Genomic DNA, 19,577 nt, shown 5'->3' on the forward strand with positions numbered 1-19,577 from the left:
AATCAAAGGCTGATTTCGACACACCGTCAACATCAGCCTTTTGATGAATAAGTGCGATCAGTTTTCAACCTGTTTTTCTGCATTGAAAAACGCTTCAAAAAACCACCGCACTTTTTGTTTCTGCCAACCGCTAAAAGGGATTACATTGTGCCGGATTGCCGCTGGTTAGGCCCACTTTAAACCATTGCAAACGCTGGGCTGACGTACCATGGGTGAAACTATCGGGAACCACATAACCTTGACTGCGTTTTTGCAAACGGTCATCGCCTACCGATTCCGCCGCATTAAACGCTTTTTCAATATCGCCGCTTTCAAATAAACCGCTTTTTACCGCTTGTGATGCCCACACGCCGGCATAGCAATCCGCCTGAAGTTCCAATTTCACGGAAAGTTGATTTGCTTCTGCACGGGATGAACGACTTTGCAGACGATGCACTTGTGTCAACGTGCCGAATAAATTCTGTACATGATGCCCCACTTCATGGGCAATCACATAAGCAAACGCAGATTCGCCGGCTGCACCCAGTTTATTTTTCATGTCGTTGTAAAACGATAAATCCAAATAGACCCGTTGATCATTTGGACAATAAAATGGCCCCATGGCAGATTGCCCCGTGCCGCACGCCGTTGGGGTTACGCCGTTGTAGATAACCATGCGAGGTTCTAAATATTGTCGGTTATTTTTGGAAAAGTATGTGGACCACACTTCCTCGGTGTCGCCTAGCACCACTTTAGAGAGTTTAAATAATTGGTCTTCTTGCTGTGATTGCAAAGGTGAACTTTGCGTAGTGCCCACCTCCATCTCACCAACCAAGCCTGATAAATCCACGCCATAATAAGCGCCGACCAAAATAATGATCAGCCCCAAAATACCGGTCGGTTTTCCGCCACCGAAACCACCGCCCGAGGAACGTCTATCCTCCACATTTGAACTTTCTCTACGACCTTGCCAACGCATAAGCTGTCCTATCTTTAAGTTAAATTCGCGGTATTCTAATCTAGAACCCTTTTTCCCGCCTAACATTTTATTCCTAGACTTATATGGCTGAATTGGGTATGTTGTGGTCCCCTTAATGAATCAATAAGGAGATGAAAATGGGATTATTTGATTTTGTCGGCGATATTGGCAAAAAAATTTTTAGCAAAGAAGAAGAGGCTTCCGCTGCAGTAACCAACCACATTAACGAAGACAACCCGGGCGTTGCGGATGTAGCGGTGAAAGTCGAAAACGGCGTGGCAAAAATTTCGGGCGTCGCCAGCTCTGCCGGCGCTTTAGAAAAAGCGGTATTAATGGCGGGTAACATCATCGGCATCAGCAATGTCAATATTGATGACGTAACAGTAAAAAACGGAGAAACCCTTGCCGGCGATGATGAATTTTATGTCATCCAAAAAGGCGATACCCTTTCGAAAATTGCTGAAAAACATTATGGCAATCGGAGTAAATACACGGCAATCGTGGCGGCAAATAAAGAAGTGATTAAAGACGCAGATAAAATCTTCCCAGGCCAAAAAATTCGTTTACCGAAAAGCCTATAGTGTTATTTAAAAACGTTTCGATAAACGACCGCAATTCACGTCTAAATTAAACGTCATCTGCACGTGGATAAGTCAATGTTAGATATAAGCGCGCGTTAGAAAACGCGCGCAATCTGGGGGCATACGTATCTGTTAAAAAGAGCGGTCAATTTTTGAGAGGTTTTAAAACTCTTTGAAAATTGACCGCACTTTATATCCCAATTCAAACTGTATGCATCTTAAGTATCAAACAGCGCTGGTATCTTTAGTCGAACTTAACATTCTTTGGGCATAGTTTTCGAAGCTGCCAAGTGATTAATATTCTCAGAAAAAACCACCTCAAACTTATCATCTTTTGAGCAAAAATTTAAGAATTCTATTGCATTATTACAGTCATCACTTAAAGAAATACAACCATACCCTTTTTCTCCCAAAAATATTGACTTTATTTTTTTTCTTCTTAGAATCGTTCTTTGGATTACAACCCTAGTACCTAGCATCAAAGGAAACTTCATATGAAATACACATTAAGTTTGTTAATGATATTAACCTTGTCCGCTTGTGGAGTAGTCGGTAATAAGACCATTTCTGACAATTCGTTAAAAAATAAAGCCGCATTTGCATTAAATGTTCCGGCTGAAAGTATTAGAATTTCTAATCGCCATGGAGACATCGATTCAGTCAAATTCGTAGCAACAACAGGTGGTAAATCATACTCTTGCTATGTAACCACTGTCATGGGAGCAGTTTCATCTGACGCCTTATGTTCCGGTTCAAATGTTCATGGCGGCAAAGGAAGTCGAGGAGGATCGAGTTGTAACGCTTTATTGAAAGCTGCTGGCCGCTGCTAATAATTGCCGTAAATCGAGCAAAAGGTCGTCTGAAACTATTTCAGACGACCTTTTTTATAAATCATATCTTGCTCTTTTACTCTTGAGTTTTCCCCCCACGATGGCGCAAGCGTCCTCGCTTGTGCCTATCAACTAAAAGTGCGGTCACAAAATCCAAAGGATTTTGAACATTGGTTCTCCCAATGTTTATGGGTAAAATTCACAATGTTTTTATTAAACAGCACAAGCGTGGACGCTTGCGCCATCAGAGGGGACCACACTTTATATCTAGATATTTAAAATTTTATGCTATTCAAGTATCCCTCTGGGTAACCAAAACACTACTAGCTAATTCATTTATCTTTCAGCATTCTTCCTAAATAAAAACAAAATAAGAGCGAGATAAATACTATAGGAAAAAAATCCAATACTTTTAATATATTAACTTTACTAAAGTCAAAGTTAAACTTTGATAATACAAACAAATATGTTATAGCTAATGTAAATATCGACATTTTAAATATATTGAAAAGATCTCTTTTATTCATTTTTATCTCCTGTTGCAATTCGCTCATACGCTTTTTCAAGAGCATTTGCCCCACGATGGCGCAAGCGTCCTCGCTTGTGCCTATCAACTAAAAGTGCGGTCACAAAATCCAAAGAATTTTGAACATTGGTTCTCCCAACGTTTATGGGTAAAATTCGCAATATTTTTATTAAACAGCGCAAGCGTGGACGCTTGCGCTATCATTGAGTCTAAGTTTTGGGGTGCAGATCACTTTATACTATATCTTTTTAAATCATTAAACCGCTATGCTAAGGTTTTCTTCTCTTCGCTTTCTTCTTGGAGAGCTTCGATTTTTGTCTATCATTTTTTTTATTCTCACCATAAATTTCTGGAGAATAGTAAGAAATCAAAAGAGCCGAAAAGCATAAAAAACCTCCCCATATTATAAGATTATAAATAAAATGATTTAAATCAGGTTCGATTTTTCCTCTTAGAATAAGAGTAAAATATATAAAACAGAAAGATAATATCGAAGCTATGATAATTCTAATAATCTTACTTGCTTTCATTTTTTGAGTCCTTAACTGATTTTTCCTGATTATTATAAATATTTTCTGTTACTTTACTCATGCTTGAAGACATCAATCTTTTAACATTTTCATCCTTTATAAATAACCCAAAGTTTTTAGAAAACCAAACCGATGTACCTGAATCTCTAACAGCCTCACCAAAAGATTTACCTTCAATTACTCCTTTTGTAACATCTAGACCAAATCCTAATCCATCACTAGCTTTATGAGTTAAACCTGAATATGTAGAATCAGCAATGACTTTCCCTCCACTTTGGAGAATATTATTGCCATTGATTTCTTTTTGACCAGTAGCATAAGGGATCGTTTCTGCCGCTGTATTAATCCCAGCCTCAATACCAAATGCAACTTTATAGGGGCGCGGGATTGCCTTATAACCAGCCGCAACATCCTTGCCTACCTCTCTAGCTACATACCCCATAGCAGATGCCATTTGATTCCCTTCTGCAACAACTTGATTACCTAATCTCGCTGTTGCCCCCAGTATTGGCTTAGCCCCCGTATATAAACTCGGTAAACTATAGACAAAATTTGCTGTTTCCGGACTTAATCCTGTCACTTGACTGAGCAATTGACCACCTAATGTATTTTGATTTTTACCGGTAAGAATCACTCTCCCGCCGGTATAAGTATTATCAGCTCCATAAGCAGCAACTGGTACGCCTGCCACGCATCCAATACCGGTTTCACAAAGACCTGTACCGACAGCCATAGCCGCAACACCTCCTACTGCTTGTACAACACCACCAGCGCGTGTTGTTACAGCATATTTCGTATCGATTCTATTCGCGTGATCTAGCGCTTTATAAGTATCGTTATATTCAAATAGTTTGTTCTGCACACCGGAACCAAAAGGATCACTAAATGTTTCAGTTTGGCGTTTTAATAATGCTCTTTCTTGGGCATATTCCGCCGTATTACCAAGTTGTTCTACTGCTCTCGCTTGTTCATACGATTTGGCATAATCCGGATCATCTGTAGGAATCTGCGCAGAACAATGCACTAACGCACAAGCCGCAATTTCTAAACGACGTTCTTTTTCTTCATCGCCATTTGCAAGCAACTTAATACGCTCTTTCTCATTTTGATGAAGCTGTCTGTTATACGTCTCCGCATTGTAAGATGTCAACGCTCCCTGTTTAATCGTTTCACTTGTCCCACCGGTCACTGCACCCGCTGCCGCACCTATCGCCAACGCGGTCATTTGTTGTGCCGCTTGTTTAAGCTTCTCCTTTTGTCCTGCATCTAACTTAAGGTCTTTCGTGTGTTCGTTTAAGTAATCTGTAACATACGTGTTCAACCACTCTGAACCTGCACCGGCTGCCGCACCTGTCGCAACATTCCCCCCTGACATCTTCGCTGCCAATGCGCCCGCAAGGGCATGCATCGCAATCTTCTCTTTGCTGCCGTCTTCAAATTCAAATGCTTTGGCTACATCACCTGTGATTTTTGAAAATAACTCACCGGCTACTTGCGCCGCTTCTTGTTGTTCTTTGATTTCCTGTAAATCAAAGGCTTTCACCTTATGATTGGCGTTCTTCGTATCACGTGAAAGCGCGGTCAAATTTTCCGGTGTTTCTGTGTCAATTTGAATATTAGACCCTATCGCTGATTGCGTTTGACTTGTAGCACTTTCATGTTTATTCCCTAAAGCACTCGCCGCGGCAGCCATCGCATTTTTAGCATTCTGTGCCATATCCGTTGAAAGCCCCGCACTCACGCTTTTCACTTCAACCTCACTGCGATTTTCAATATCAGTGTGAGTGAGCGATTTTGTTTTGAAGCGGTTTTTATCTTGGGCTGCTTCACTGTGATATCAAAATTTGCTTAAAATAAGCATCATTGAAAATACAAAAGTACGGTCAATTTTTGAGAGATTTTAAAACTCTTTGGAAATTGACCGCACTTTATTAAAGTATGCTATTCAAATATCAAATAACCTAATATTTTTACAAACATATTTTCCCCTCAACATTACCATCGCTTATTTTTAGCTTCAATGATCAAAACTAAAGTCGCCATTGCAGCAGAGCCATTTAGCCAAAAAGATGCCATTTTCTTAAAATCAGAAAAAGAATAATTATCAAGCTTTAAAAGTAGCTCAAATAAACTAAATGTGAATGTAAAAAATGTAAAACAAATAATAAATATAATTAACCAAAATATAAGATATTGAAGCAATAGCTTAATTTTCATTACTCCCCCCAATATATTTCTTTATACTCTTTTCATTATCATCAAGAATATTACCCGCTTTACTACTACCGTATGCATCAGCCCAAGCCCCACGATGGCGCAAGCGTCCTCGCTTGTGCCTATCAACTAAAAGTGCGGTCACAAAATCCAAAGGATTTTGAACATTGTTTCTCCCAACGTTTATGGGTAAAATTCGCAATGTTTTTATTAAACAGCATCAGCGTGGACGCTGGCGCTATTATTGGTGCTTGTTATGGCACAAGCGTGGACGCTTGCGCCATCTATGGGGGATATTCTTAAAGCACCTTTCATCTTCTTTTTAAATTATCTGAAATAAATATAGATAAAAAGAGTAAAGGAAATCCCTTACTAAACACATTAAAGGAAAATAAAACAATGTCTTTTATTTCACTTAAAGATATTTCTCCCCAATTTAATATATAGGATATAAGAATTAAAAATAACGAAAACCCAATAAAGCAAACTATGGATACAAAAAATGTAAAAACCAAATACTGGAATAACCTACTTAGCATCATTATCACCTTTTAACCAGCTATTTATTTTCGGCTCATTCTTCTCCAACTTATTATTTATACATTCCCCAATGATGGCGCGCATCTCCTGACGCGTGCCTAAAACATCGATTTCGTTTGATTCAGATTTTTACTATTTTCATTAACAACTTCGATTTGTCTATTTTTAGGTAGATACAAGCACGCGTTAGGAAGCGCGCGCTATCTAGGTGGGGATATCTGGGTCAATATCATTATACTACTTGCTATTCTTCAATCTCCCTATTATTTAAAATCAAATTTAAATCATAAAGAAAATCCTCTTTTTCATCTTCTTCTAAAACAGAAACTAGCTCATCAAGGTTATTATTCAATAAAATCTCTTGTATTTCATTAAAAACTATCTGATGACTCAATATATGCCTTGCTCCATTAGTTATAATAAAAATTACATTTAGCATTAACTTCTCAATTAGCAAATCAAAATGCCCATCAAAACTATCTAAAGCACCTCCCCATTCATTAAATTCTCCATGCCAACTCTTTACTTTCCCTTCAGTAAATTTACGTTGACACCAAATGTAAGCATCCTCAAAAAACCATTGTTTTAAAGTTTCATAATTAACTCGTTTTGCCATTATTTTTCTCCATTATGTTTAATTGCTTTTCCGTTATTGTCAAAAACATTTACCTTTATATTTGGATAGCGTTTGATAAATTGGTCTACTACACCTAGACAACTTAAGCAAGCTGGACGCTCAGTAAATATTGTGACCTGACCTTTTGCTTGTCTATTAGAACCTAATTGATCAGCTAAGTTAGATAAAATCTTATACTCAGAATCAACTCTTCTATCTATCAAATCTCCCTTTTTGTTAGGTAATTTTAGAGATTCAAATTTTGTTTCTCCTTGCCCAACAAAACTACCTTGTGCTTTATCTATTTGACTATGGCCAACTAATTTTCTAGTGGTTAATCCATCAATATTAATTTGAGCAACGGCTGCATTCCCACTTCTCTGCAACTTAGGTGATAAAGTTGATCTAGCCTCTGACAATTGATGACGATAATCAGGTATCATTAAAACACTACCAGTGGGTTTTTTACTTAAATCTTTAACAACTTTTTCAAACCCGGCTTTCTGCTTCATTGCTAACTCCTCTTTTAATTTAGGATACAATGCTGCATTCTCAGCACCACTTGAACGATAATCCTCATCCCCGACATTAGTACGCTTATACCCATCCATTCCCGATGTCGGATAAGCTTTATTTTTTCCACTAATTAAGCTCTTAACATTGCTTAATCCAACTCTTGCATAGCCTGTTGCTGTACCAGCCTCCATAGCATTCAAACCAAATTTTGTTGTATCCGAAAGCTTGCTAAAACTTTCTGCATTCTCACTTTCAACTAAATTAAATAATGCAGTACGATTCGCTGTATTTAAATCATTTGGATAATACACCGTCATACGACTAAAGAACCCTAAATTTCTCTCAAGCTCTTCAGCCCCAGTATTCATTTCATGTAAATGTGCCGTTTCACAAACCACATTACCCTTACACGCTATGAGTTGCTGACGATTCTCTTCACTAATCCCTTTATATTTCTCTAAAATCGGTTTAGTATCACGGCCCTCTTTTTGCGCTTTGCTCAGTTCTCGAATGAAGTTCTGAACATCTGCAATACTTAGATAATTATTCTCTACCGCCCTTTTAGCCGTCTCTGCCCCAGAGGTTGCAGTAAGGAAACTACCCCCTTGTTCTGCTGTGGTGCCATTCGCCTTCGCCGTCAATGCCGAAGCCAGTCCACCCGCCAGTTGACTTAACGTGCTAATGTTTTCCTTCTCATTTGCCGTTAATTCACTGACCGGTTTACCATAAGCTCTCGCGATGATTTCAGCGGTTGCCTCACCTGTTACCCCGGCAATTGCGCCCGTCAATGGGTCTTTGCCTGTCACTTGGAACTCCACCGCAGAAAGCAGCGCATGTGCCATCAGGTTAGTCGCTTTGTCTTTTGCCGTGTCGCCTGCCGTCATCTCGTGGATTTTTTGATTGAGATAAGGCGAAGCCAGTGCGACAAGACTGCCTGCGGTATCGTTTTGTGCCGCCGCTTGTAATGCCGCCGTCACAGCTCGAATCGCCATCCCTTTTTCACTACCTATGCCGTAAGCATCATCAATCCCTTTTTGAATGACACTAATTTGTTTACCGATTTCTTGCGCTTGCGTACTCTCTTTGCCGTATTTTTCTTCCGCTTTAAATTTTTCAAGACTCAGTTTATTAATCTTCTCTCGCTCATTATACGTGGCAATGCTTATCGCGTTGTTCGTGATGTCGCCTATCACTTTCGCCATTTCTTGGCGTTCTTGCACTTTTTGTAAATCTTGCTTTTCAACTCGTTGATTCGCATTCTTCGTATCCCGTGAAAGTGCGGTCAGATTTTCCGGTGTTTCGGTCTCTATCTGAATGTTGCCACTAATAGCTGATTTGGTGGTGCTTCGCTCTCTTTCATTCGTGTTACCTAATAAGCTCAACGCACTGCTAAGCGCCTGCATCGGGTTAATGCCTCCCGTGCCCGCACTGATGCTCGCACTTTCCGTTTTAATCTCACTGCGGTTTTCAATATCGGTATGTGTGAGCGATTTTGTTTTAAAGCGGTTTTTACTTTCATCAGCATCACTTTCGATGATGGCGGCGTTCAGTTGAGCATGGTTGTGGATGTTGGCATCCATGCCATCCTCTCCGACACGAATCCCGGCTTGTTCATTGACTTGCGCATAATCCACTTTTGCCTTGTTGTATGACGCACTCACCGATGCACCACCGCCCGAACCATACGCCACCGAGCCGCTTGCACTCGCACTCGTTTGTTTCGATTCGTATTTTTCCGTATCTTGACGGCTCGTTATCGTCAGATTTTGAATATCCGCTTCCCAACGTTTTGCTTTAAGATTCGCCGCATCAAGGGTTAAGTCGCCTTCTTCACTGTTCGTGATGATTTTATCTGCCGTTAGATGACTGTTTTGCCAACGTTCGCTATCCGAGTTCGACTTGCCCTTCGCCACATTCACCGAACCCTCTATCCCCAATCCGTAACTATTACCGTTGGTACCCACAAAAACACCGACACTACCACCGGACGATTTATTCTCCGTACGCTGATGCTCTTCGTCTTTCACCCCTTTGATGTCAATCCCCTGTTTGCCGGAAAGCGCCATTAACTTGGCATTTGCATCCACGCCTTCAAAAACGACTTTTTCACCACGGGCTTTAATATCTAGTATTCCTGTATTGATAGTTGATTTTTGATGTTGAATACTTTGGCTTTCACTGGTTTGCGTTTGTTTTTGGCTACCGTAACCAATACTAATTTTCACACTCGGGCTGGACGTGGTTCCGTTTTGTTGCATATTCCCCCCTTGATGGCGCAAGCGTCCTCGCTTGTGCCTATCAACTAAAAGTGCGGTCACAAAATCCAAAGGATTTTGAACATTGGTTCTCCCAACGTTTATGGGTAAAATTCGCAATGTTTTTATTAAACAGCACCAGCGTGGACGCTGGCGCTATCATTGGGGCATTGATTTCTACACGTTTACCTTTGTTTTGGTTGATAAGTTATATTCATCATTCATTACATAATTCTTTATCTGAAGTAGAATTCTTTCTGCCACAATCTTCCACCCATGTATAACCTTTTATTTCCATGCATTTAAAAAAAGCATCCCAATTTTTTTGTTGTAAATGGGGATCAGCTTTTGGTAAATGATCCATTGCCCAAGCACTCCTCATACTTAAATCCCCTTTTCTTAATCCGCAGCTTACCAAATCATCCATTCTTTTCACGGAATCCGTATGCCCAAAGCTATAAGGTTTTTGAAATTTAGCAATTGGGCTATATGGCTTACCAAAACAAATTGTTGTCATTCCATAATAACAATCGTCTTTTGCTGAATAACATCCTGTTATGATGGATATAAAAATTATGATAAATATAACTTTTTTCATTATCTTACCCCAAACAACAAATTCATAACTTCTATAGATAAAGTGTACAGTAAAAAGAAGATCTCATTAATTATGCGTACTTTTTACTTTCTACTTTGCCATTGTTCTTTGTTTTCATTTTCACAATAATACATGACATGTACATTTCCTTTATATTTCATGCATATTTTCTTTCCATTAGCCTCTTTGTACATTTTATTAAGATTATGCCAAGCCTCATCTGAAGAATATGAAAGACAAGATTGAATAAAAATAGTCATTAAGAATATAACTAAAATTTTCATTATTTCCATCCCCATAGCTAACGCAAGGTGCGTGAACCAAAAATTAACGCACGCTACCTTGCTGACGAATTAATTTTCTTTCTCTAAAAAAAAGTGCGGTCAATTTTTGAGAAGTTTTAAAGCTCTTTGAAAATTGACCACACTCTGTTTAAATAATAAAATAAATTCAATGCGTTATAAGTTACACTTTCCCTTATCCCACTTAGGATCTTGATAGCCACATTCAGCGGGAGAAAGATATATATACCCCTTAGTATTCATACATTCATCAAGACTTTTATATCTTTTGTCATTTATTTGATAGTTTTGCGGATAGTAGTGTAGATTTATATCACCATACTTTCCTCCACAAGAAACAAGATCTTTCCATCGTTGTTTTGAGTTTGTATGTCCTAGTAGTTCTTTTTTTTGATACCCTGCAATTAATGGATATTCTTTCCCCTTATCAACACAATTAACCATTTGTGGAGTATAAAAACATCCGTTTGAATACCAACATCCGTTTAATATAAAACAAAGAATAAATAAGGTGTATTTCATTTTATTTACCTCCTATTTTCATCAAAAGTTCAAACATATCTGATGATATTACATCGGATAAAGCAAATGGTGCGGATACCGGTATTGCAATAACAGTTGTTACACCTGATGCTACACCAGTAAGTTTATTTTTTTCTGCAGTATTTCCTTGTTTATCATACCAGCCCCATGCTTGGCCTCCTAACATGTCGTGAGTACCAGCAAAGGATTCTACCGCCATATCCGAGATAGAACCGATGCTATACGGAATTCTCGTAAAATGTAGATTCCACTCACCTTGAACAGGTTGAAAACCACCGGTTTCTCCATATAATCCACCCGCTTTTTTATTTTGTTGCGGATCAATAGCATCATCTAATGTATAGTCTTTATTACCTTTAAATGTGATTGAATTATCATCATTATAAGTACAAGTCCCCATGTTACTATTGCAAATAGCATTAACATCAATCCTTACACCACCTAATTTTACTCCATCAAAATAACCGCTATCATAACTATCATTACGAAGAATTTTCCCCGTCTTAGCATCTTTAATACCTTTAAATAATCTTGAATTAGCTAAAGTCTCCTCTCTCATCTTCGTTGCGGCCAATTGCAAAGTTCCTTGTGTTATTGCAACATCAGGCGAACCCGATACAATGCCTACCACTGTTTCAAGCAAACGTTTTTGATATTGCAATTTATAAATTTCTCCATAAAGTGCGGTCTTTTCCTCTTCAGTTTTAGCTTCCTTGATTTGTTTTCTCAATTCAGCCTGTTTTGGAAGCACATAGGCATCAATCATTGAGAAGGCATTTTTACGAAAATCTTGAGTAACTTTCACTTGAATGTTGAGCTCTTTCATCACTTTGTCTTTATCAAAATGATTTTCCAACTTGCCGGAATGCTGCTCTGCATTATCCGTAGTCACATCGGTTTTAATGCTATCTAGCGTCTGCTCAACCGTTTCACCGGTTTTCGCCAGTTGTCCTGCTTGGTCTCTAATTTCAATATTCTTGGTATTAATGCCGCTTTTCGTTGTACTGGATTGATTTTCTTTATCTGAGCCGTAGCCGAGGCCTAAGGTAGATTGCAACGAGGCCAAACCGGTTGCCGATTTCGCACGATTGGCATTGCCCTCCGTGTCGGTCGCACTGACCGTCTCCTTGCCGTTTTTATCCAAATAAACCGGATTGCCCTTGCTATCGGTCGCTTGTTTACTACTTTGCGCTTGACCCTCTTTACCCAATGGGGTGTCAAAATTCGCTGCCACACTGCCACTCACACCAAAACTACTTCCGCTGTAGTTTGAGTGGTTTTCAATATCTGAATGTGTAATCGTTCCCGTACTAAACCGGTTTTTGCCCTCATCCTCCGCCTTTTGTGTTGAGGTGATAAGACCGCCGTTTAAGTCTGTGTGTTTATTGACGTTGATGTCATACCCCTCATCCCCTGCATAGATGCCGGCTTGTTCATTGACGCTGGCATGGTCGGCATTGACTTTGGATTTATTGTAGCTTCCCCCTGCGGAGAACCCATAACCGATGGTTACACTGCCGCTGATATTCGTTTGCTTGCCATCATAGTTGGATTTATCTTGCAAACTTTTGATATTCATGTTGTCGGCATTGACTTCAACACGTTTACCTTTTACTTGGCTCCCAATAAGGTTTGTATCACCACCGCTTTGTATTGTGGTTTGGCTGTTGGCGTCACCCACATGGCTTGCCACATAAGTGGTTTCATCACCGTTGCCGTAACCTTTGCCGTAATTGCCCCCAACAGTAATCCCCGCTGCAACGCCATTGCTCACTTTTATCGCCACCCCCGCATTAAAGCCGCTCGATTTATTGGTGCTGCGCTCTTTGTGCGTTTGTTCGGCAGCCGTGATGTTGATGTCGTTCTCTGCCCCCAAGAAGGTTCCTTGTTTACCGGACACATCCGAACCGTTAATGGTGATGTTGGATGCTTTGCCTGCCCCTGTGGCAACAATATTTACTTTGCCTCCGGCATTCACTTGAGATTTGGCCGCGGTTTTTCCTTCAGTATGCGTACGTGATTCGCTCTTTTGTTGGCCGTAAGTGATTTGTACCCCCACGACGGAATCCATATTTCCATTTTCCATCGCCTCTTGCATCGCTTTTCCTGCCTGTCCCACCGCTTGTCCGGCTCGATAGGCATCCATCGCCGAGTTCGCCGCCGCCATGGCATTGACTCGGTCATTTTTGCTTTGACCGACGCGCTCAACAGATTTCACCGTCCCTTGCACGGCTTGTAGGGCGGACAGTATCGGAGAGGTGACGGCAAGGGTTACCCCTTTTTGCTCAAAGGTTTGTTTGGTGTGCATTTCATATTTATCATCTGCCGCTTTAATGTCGACTTTTTTCGCCTGAATATTGACATCTCCGTTCACCGCACTCACATGACTTGCCGTTTGTGTGTAATCATTCTCTGCGATGAGGGTAGTATTGCCATTTAAGCTACCCACTTGGCTGCCCTGTGCATAAAACTTCGTTTTATCGCTTTCTATCGTTTGCTTTTGGGCACCAAACGTAACCCCTATGCCTCCGCCCAACACGCCTGATTTTTTCTTGCTGTGAAAATCATCAGAATAAACTTTGTTTTCCGCTTCTTTGATGTCGATGGTTTTCGCCTTCACCGTTAAGCCGTTTTCTCCCACCACATTTGAGCCTTGCACCGTGACATTACCATCTTGAGAGTAAATCACAACGCTATTTCCATCAATTTCACTACCTTTACTCAAATCGTAATTATGCTTATGTTTATATTCTTCAGTAACGCTTGTAAACGCACCTCTAGATTTTTGCTTATTACGGGTATCTAAATGTTCAATATATCGCCCTTCTTCAATTCGAACATCTCCTTTAGAGGCAACCATTACTTTTCCATTAGCACTCGTTACTTCAGCTTGACGAAGTGTGGCTTCTGTTTGACCAACTAAGCGCACTCCGTCCTTGCCGCCAATAACAGAGCCAACTTCACCTTCTTTATCTAAGTGATAATGATGGTTATCGCTAAAGTCATAATGCTCTTTGCTACTTTGCTTCTCTGTACCCACTAAAAGTTTGCCTTTGGCGTTCACATCAATGGTGCCTGTCGATTTCACATTGGCGGCCTTCACTGTGATATCGCCATTACTTTGAATAGAAATCTTTCCATCTTTTCCTGTCACCATTACTTCACTTTGGCGATCGACAATCTTATTGCCGGTTTCGGTAAGAGCTAATTGGCTTTGTGTTTCCGCCGTCGTTGCACCAAGTTCTACGGATTTACCACCATAAAGCGATACACTGTCAGCCGCCATAATCTTACCGCCAAGGTTCACGAGTTTTTGCTCAGCATTAAGATTAACGTTATTAGCAAAAACTAGGCCTTTATTCTCTAAATTTTGACCGTGTAGGTTCACTAGGTTCGCCGCAAGCACCGTCCCTTCATTGGTCATATTGGTCACCGAACCTACAATGCTATCCCCCGAAATCACAGAGCCTGTTGGGGTAACTTGAGTACGATTAGAAGCCAAGTAAATTTTTGGTGTTAACACATTGAGTTTTTTACCACTTGGTAAAGTGATTTCTTGGTTCACCATCCACACTAAGTCAGTGGTCAGCTCCGACATTTGTTCTTTGGTTAAACCAACCCCCGGCACTAAATTAAATTGTTTGGCATAACGTATACCATTGTTCATCAAACCTTGATATTGCTCTAAGGCATTTTGATATCCATCAAGATAACGACGACCGGTTAACTGGTTGATTTGTTCATTCACTAAACGCAACTCATAAAAACCATCCCCCAAACGTTTCAACATATTATTTGGATCATAGCGTAGAGCATTAAACATATAATCCGAACTCAACCATTTTTGCTTATTCGCAAAACGTGGGGCAGTTTCAATCACATAGCCTTTTGGTGCATTAGGATTCACATTATAAAGCGAGGATTTATCTAGCGATTGTGTCAGACGATTTAACACCACATCCCCCACATCACCTTTATTCGCTACACCATTATTAGCAAATTCAGGGGACATATTTTCTTTATAGGCAAATACCCCTAAATCTTTCACTCTTTCATTTTGTTTGTAATAAATACCGGTATCACTTTTAGTGGTATTGTAATGATCAATACATTTACCAAATACTTTTTTACCACACGCCCGCCCTTTATAAAACGCAGTTACATGACCTGCATCCGTCACAATAGTACGACCTTTAAACTCTTTCTGATTTAATTGTCCATCCGCAATTTGAATCAGCCCACCAGCGATCACTTTACTATCTTGGTTGTCTACACGCGCATCATTAAAATCTATTCCACCACCACTTAAAATCTTACCTTCTTGGTATTTTGGTTTAAGTACCATGGTTTCATTCACTGTGCGGGTATAATCATACTCATGCCAATTATCACTTTCGATTTTGCCGTCCGGTGAAAAAATATGATAAAGATTTTTTACTTTTTTATCCAAACCACCACGACTATTCTTATCATCTTGTTTAACTTTATAAACCCCAGAGCCTTTACCGTAGATAGTCGAATCATTCCCAATTCGATACTCGAAAACTGGTGTAGACGAAGTATCTATATTTTCTGTTTCAAGGAAAAAGTGTCTATTCTCTACCGCCCCAGTATTAAAGGTAATCGCCTTGCTTTTCGCATTATCGTAGAGATTTAACGCCTCAATCACACCATTGTAGTTATGAACATACGCAGATTCACCTGTAGCCTGGTTGTTTTCATCCAGCGCTTTGCCCACATAAATCTTACCCATACTTAAAAAGGTACTTTCATTACGGTTTAAAATTTTATCCACGCCCATATCTAAACGCTTACGCGCAGCAATCACAGTGGATTTGTCCCCTTCCTCAAGGTTATTTAAACTCTCTCCTTGTAAAGCCACATGGTCACCATAAATACGACCGGTACCTAAGTTATTGATGGTCACTGCTTTTGCAACAGTCAATGAACCATCAATTAAGCCTCGGTTAGTTAAAGTATTTGCATTAATGCGTGTTTCATTACCGCTAATTTCACCATCTTTAGTGTTTTCAACATTAGCCGCTTTAACATCCGCCTTATTACCTACACGTAATTGGCTATTGTTTTTAAAATCTCCTTCGGTTTTAAAATCTAAATTACCACCAACTTGGAAAGCATTATTTAAGGTTAAACTGTCTTGTAAACGAACCATTAAATTCCCTTTGGTTTTAATATTACCTTCATTGGCTAAAGCCTTCGCTTTTAACTCAATTGATTTACTTGCTTCAATCTCACCAGCTTGATTATCAATTGTTTTCGCTACATCAAGGTTGGCATGCTCATCAGCGTAGATACCCCCTTGTTGGTTAGAAAGATTTTCAGCCGTAATAGCCACTTGAACACCACGGATACCTTGTTCCGTTTTGTCGCTAGCTTTCGTCCCGTGGTTATCTACATGCTTGGCTTTAATGATCACTTTCTCTGTTGCAACAATTAAAGAGCCTTTATCCGATTGCTTGCGGTTATCCACGTTATTCGCGTTAAGCTGAACTTGTTTACCTGCAATAACACCCTGTTTGTTATCAATGTTTTGAGCATTAAGTTGTGTCTGAGCTTTAGCATAAACGGTGCCACGGTTCTCAATATTCTTTTTCGCATTGAGTTGGGCATTTTCACTACCACCAACAAAGCCTTCATTCACAATCTTACCTTGACTATCAATTTTTACCTCACCGGCAGAGGCACCGATGTGGCCGGCGTTGCGTACACCGAGGCCTTGGCCGTTATCCACCAAATGAATTTTCTCGGCATACATACCGCCCAATTGGCTCACATCCACGCTGTAAGTTTGTGGGGTTTCTAAAGTGCGGTCGCTTTCCACAGTGTTTTTATCGCCTACATAAACCACCGAATCATTCGTGCGATCAACTTTGTTTTTACCAGTGGTGACTTTAATGGCTTTTTTCGACCACACACCGCCATCAATTTGCGCGTTTTCTGCAATGATATCGGTATAATCCGCCTGGCGGTTATCCATGCCCTTGCCGGTCACCTTAACTTTGCCGCCGTTGACCTCATAGCCTTTGAGCTCACCATTTTCTAATTGAGCTTTCCCCGTGGTCATGGTGGCGCGTCCTGCGTTAATGACACCACAACCATCGCAATGGATACCACTCGGGTTCGCAATAACAACATCGGCCTTTTGTCCGGCCACTTCTACATAGCCCTTTAACCGACTCGGAGCGGATGAATTGACTTCATTTAAAATCACCTTCGCTTCACCTGCGGCTAAATTGGGGTTGCCTTGTACCCAACCGGCCGTTTGGGTTTGTACCGCCTTACGAGCGTTGTTTAATACGGCGCCTTTTTCCGCCACATCAAATTGCGAGTATTGATTACGCGACACGCCACCTGCACTTGGTGTTTGAATGTTGACTTGTGGCAAGCCATTCGCCGTCTGTAACACCGTTGGTTGTTGATTACCCGGTGCTGATTTGTCTGCGCGAATCGCCATATCCGCATTTGCCAAAGCAGTAGGAGAAACGAAAACAAACCCCAACGCTAACATAATGCTGAAATGAACCGGTGTGAGAGTGCCGAATAAAGTAGAAAGTGCGGTAGCTTTTAACGTTGTTTTTATCTCTGCACTTTCAACATCTTCGCTCGTGGCTTTGCCTTTTGATTTGGCAAGTTCCGATACAACCACAAGTTGATTTAATACTTGGCTGAAAATAACTTTGTAATGTTTTTTATTCATGATGTTTCCTTAATAATAAAATCTGCTTATTTTAAAAAATACTTAAAAACGATAGCTGAGGTTAAACCCTGTTGTTACATGACTTGTTCTGAAACCTTGCGGTTTTTGAATTGGTGTGCCAACAAAATATTCATAATTTAGTCCCCAAAGATTACCGCGCATCCCCAATGCACCACCGGTTAAACTATTGCCTACTTGTAATTCCTCATTGCTTGAACGGACAATACCTCGGTCGAGTCCGAGATAAATCTCATGTCCTTTGTTCATCACATTCCATGCCAGTTCGTTGCGCCAAAGCCAACCGCGCTCTCCGGAAAGAGTAAGTTCACCGTCAAACCCACGTACCGTATAGCGGCCGCCAATGCTGAATTTGTCTTGTTGCACGAGCGGTGATTTATTCCATTGCGCTTGCCAATAGGTATTAAAGCGCCAAGGTTGTTTTCCAATGTTGAACGGATAACTAAAATCAAGAGAGGCGGTCAAAATCCGCATTCTTGAGGTGCCTTCATTAAATCGTTCTTCCGGTGCACGAAGGGCATTATTCGCACCGGTCCCCCGTTTGTAATTAGCGGAAATAGAAAATGTCGCTACGCCTACATAGTGCGTGTGCGTAAGACCTAGCTCCCATCCGGCTGTACGACGACGTTGAACCTCAACTTCCGTATCATTGATATAGTTGTGGGACTTTTTCGCCCATAAGGCAATATTCGTGTAAGTTTTATGTTGTGCGCCACGGCTCAATAGACGACTTAAATTGAGCTTCATTTGTTTACTTTCGCCGGAATACTCATAAGACTCAAAAGCACCCGCAACGGTTTGATGATAGGTATAGCGAGAACCGGAAAGCGTCAGCAAATAGTTTTTCCACGGAATGGAATAATATAAGCTCAGATTATGACTGCCATAATCTCCCTCAGCCGCATCACTATGTCGTTTAAAACTACGCGTACCGCTAATATAAAACATATCATTTAAGCGAAGCGGGTTATCCCAAGAAAAAGTGGCGGCTCCCTGTAAACGTCCTGTCGATTTGGAACCTGAATCATCCAACCCTAAGGTTAAATGAAATGGAATGCGGTGTTTATATGCCACCACAATATCTGTCTCACCCAAAGCCTCTCCAGGCTGAAGCTCAATATTAGCGTCAGCACTTGGTACTCTCTTAAGGTTTTCTAGGCCTTGCTCAATTTCCCGCACATTCAATAAATCCCCAACAGCCATCGGCATAGCAAACCAAAGCATGCTTCTTGTTGCAAAGGGAACAGCACTTTGGTCTTGTAATTGGATATGCCCCACTTTTCCCGGAATCACCGTTAATCTAAGCACGCCTGTACGTAAATCTTGCGGTTCTGCAACCACTCTTGTAGTCACATATCCCTGCTCAATCAAATAATTTTGAATTCGACGTAATAACACGTTAATTCCTTGAGCCCCAACACAGGTCGGTAATGCAAAATCGCCCTCAGAATAGACCGCACTTTTTGCCCAGGAAAATGAGCTGGGAGAAAAAGAGGTAGATTCTGAAACGGTGTGTTGATAATCGGTAAGAACAAGCTGATGAATAGGAAAACAGAGTTCTTCATTTTTTGGAAATCCAAGTGCATGTACCTTTTCACTTTCCAAGCGAACTGTCGTTTTTTTTACTTGTTGGGATTGAATCTCAGCATTTAAAATATTTTGTTGCTGTTGTTGGCGTGTATCGACTGCCTGCTGGGTAGCATTCTGTATTGAACTAGGTTCAGCAAACGCAGGTAAGATAGCTGTAGAAAGACTAAAAGCAGTGAAATAAGCAAATCTCATGTTTTATTGGTTCCATATATAATGAATAAAAATACTATTCCTTCTAAACG

Annotated in this window: 13 protein-coding genes; 3 read left to right on the forward strand and 10 right to left on the reverse strand. The window is 40.5% G+C overall.

Annotated features, from left to right (window positions below; translation table 11 throughout):
• Window positions 1–130: 130 nt before the first annotated feature.
• Window positions 131–958 carry a KPN_02809 family neutral zinc metallopeptidase gene (gene ypfJ, locus AC30SH_RS04655; RefSeq protein WP_489582400.1) on the reverse strand — a complete coding sequence of 276 codons (828 nt, stop codon included), beginning with the start codon at window positions 956–958 and terminating at the stop codon, window positions 131–133.
• 137 nt (window positions 959–1,095) lie between these two features.
• Between ypfJ and lysM the strand changes: the two genes are divergently transcribed.
• Window positions 1,096–1,539 (forward strand): peptidoglycan-binding protein LysM, encoded by a 444-nt coding sequence (gene lysM, locus AC30SH_RS04660; RefSeq protein WP_489582213.1) that lies wholly within the window; start codon window positions 1,096–1,098, stop codon window positions 1,537–1,539.
• A 494-nt stretch (window positions 1,540–2,033) separates the two neighbouring features.
• Window positions 2,034–2,369 carry a hypothetical protein gene (locus AC30SH_RS04665; protein ID WP_032997866.1) on the forward strand — a complete coding sequence of 112 codons (336 nt, stop codon included), beginning with the start codon at window positions 2,034–2,036 and terminating at the stop codon, window positions 2,367–2,369.
• A 1,042-nt stretch (window positions 2,370–3,411) separates the two neighbouring features.
• Here the strand turns inward: AC30SH_RS04665 and AC30SH_RS04670 are convergent.
• Both AC30SH_RS04670 and AC30SH_RS04675 read right to left on the reverse strand, forming a co-directional pair.
• On the reverse strand, window positions 3,412–5,142 hold the full coding sequence (locus tag AC30SH_RS04670) for a hypothetical protein (protein WP_489582214.1): 1,731 nt from the start codon (window positions 5,140–5,142) through the stop codon (window positions 3,412–3,414).
• A 278-nt stretch (window positions 5,143–5,420) separates the two neighbouring features.
• The gene (locus AC30SH_RS04675; protein WP_048749478.1) at window positions 5,421–5,642 is read right to left on the reverse strand and encodes a hypothetical protein; all 222 of its coding nucleotides are present in this window, start codon (window positions 5,640–5,642) and stop codon (window positions 5,421–5,423) included.
• Between the two features lie 72 nt (window positions 5,643–5,714).
• On the opposite strand from AC30SH_RS04675, the gene AC30SH_RS04680 reads away from it, so the two are divergent.
• Window positions 5,715–5,942: a hypothetical protein gene (locus tag AC30SH_RS04680; protein WP_162541174.1), complete on the forward strand. Its 228-nt coding sequence runs from the start codon at window positions 5,715–5,717 to the stop codon at window positions 5,940–5,942.
• Between the two features lie 481 nt (window positions 5,943–6,423).
• Here AC30SH_RS04680 and AC30SH_RS04685 read toward each other — a convergent pair whose 3' ends face one another.
• The 7 genes from AC30SH_RS04685 to AC30SH_RS04715 form a co-directional block, all read right to left on the reverse strand.
• The gene (locus tag AC30SH_RS04685; protein ID WP_006718116.1) at window positions 6,424–6,795 is read right to left on the reverse strand and encodes a hypothetical protein; all 372 of its coding nucleotides are present in this window, start codon (window positions 6,793–6,795) and stop codon (window positions 6,424–6,426) included.
• Entirely contained in the window at window positions 6,795–9,569 is a 2,775-nt protein-coding gene (locus AC30SH_RS04690) for a deaminase domain-containing protein (protein ID WP_032997859.1), read from the reverse strand. The genes AC30SH_RS04685 and AC30SH_RS04690 overlap by 1 nt, the downstream gene beginning before the upstream one ends.
• Window positions 9,570–9,783: 214 nt before the next feature.
• Window positions 9,784–10,164, reverse strand: coding sequence for a hypothetical protein (locus AC30SH_RS04695; RefSeq protein WP_006718111.1), 381 nt, complete (start codon window positions 10,162–10,164; stop codon window positions 9,784–9,786).
• Between the two features lie 83 nt (window positions 10,165–10,247).
• On the reverse strand, window positions 10,248–10,448 hold the full coding sequence (locus tag AC30SH_RS04700; RefSeq protein WP_231957914.1) for a voltage-gated potassium channel: 201 nt from the start codon (window positions 10,446–10,448) through the stop codon (window positions 10,248–10,250).
• Window positions 10,449–10,622: 174 nt separating this feature from the next.
• Window positions 10,623–10,988: a hypothetical protein gene (locus AC30SH_RS04705; protein WP_489582215.1), complete on the reverse strand. Its 366-nt coding sequence runs from the start codon at window positions 10,986–10,988 to the stop codon at window positions 10,623–10,625.
• A 1-nt stretch (window position 10,989) separates the two neighbouring features.
• A complete protein-coding gene (locus AC30SH_RS04710; RefSeq protein WP_006718105.1) occupies window positions 10,990–17,727 on the reverse strand; it encodes a two-partner secretion domain-containing protein in 6,738 nt (2,245 codons plus the stop codon).
• Window positions 17,728–17,769: 42 nt separating this feature from the next.
• Window positions 17,770–19,527, reverse strand: a complete 1,758-nt coding sequence (locus tag AC30SH_RS04715) for a ShlB/FhaC/HecB family hemolysin secretion/activation protein (protein ID WP_314885714.1) — start codon at window positions 19,525–19,527, stop codon at window positions 17,770–17,772.
• Between the last annotated feature and the right edge of the window lie 50 nt (window positions 19,528–19,577).

It is taken from the genome of Aggregatibacter sp. HK296 (assembly GCF_980469475.1).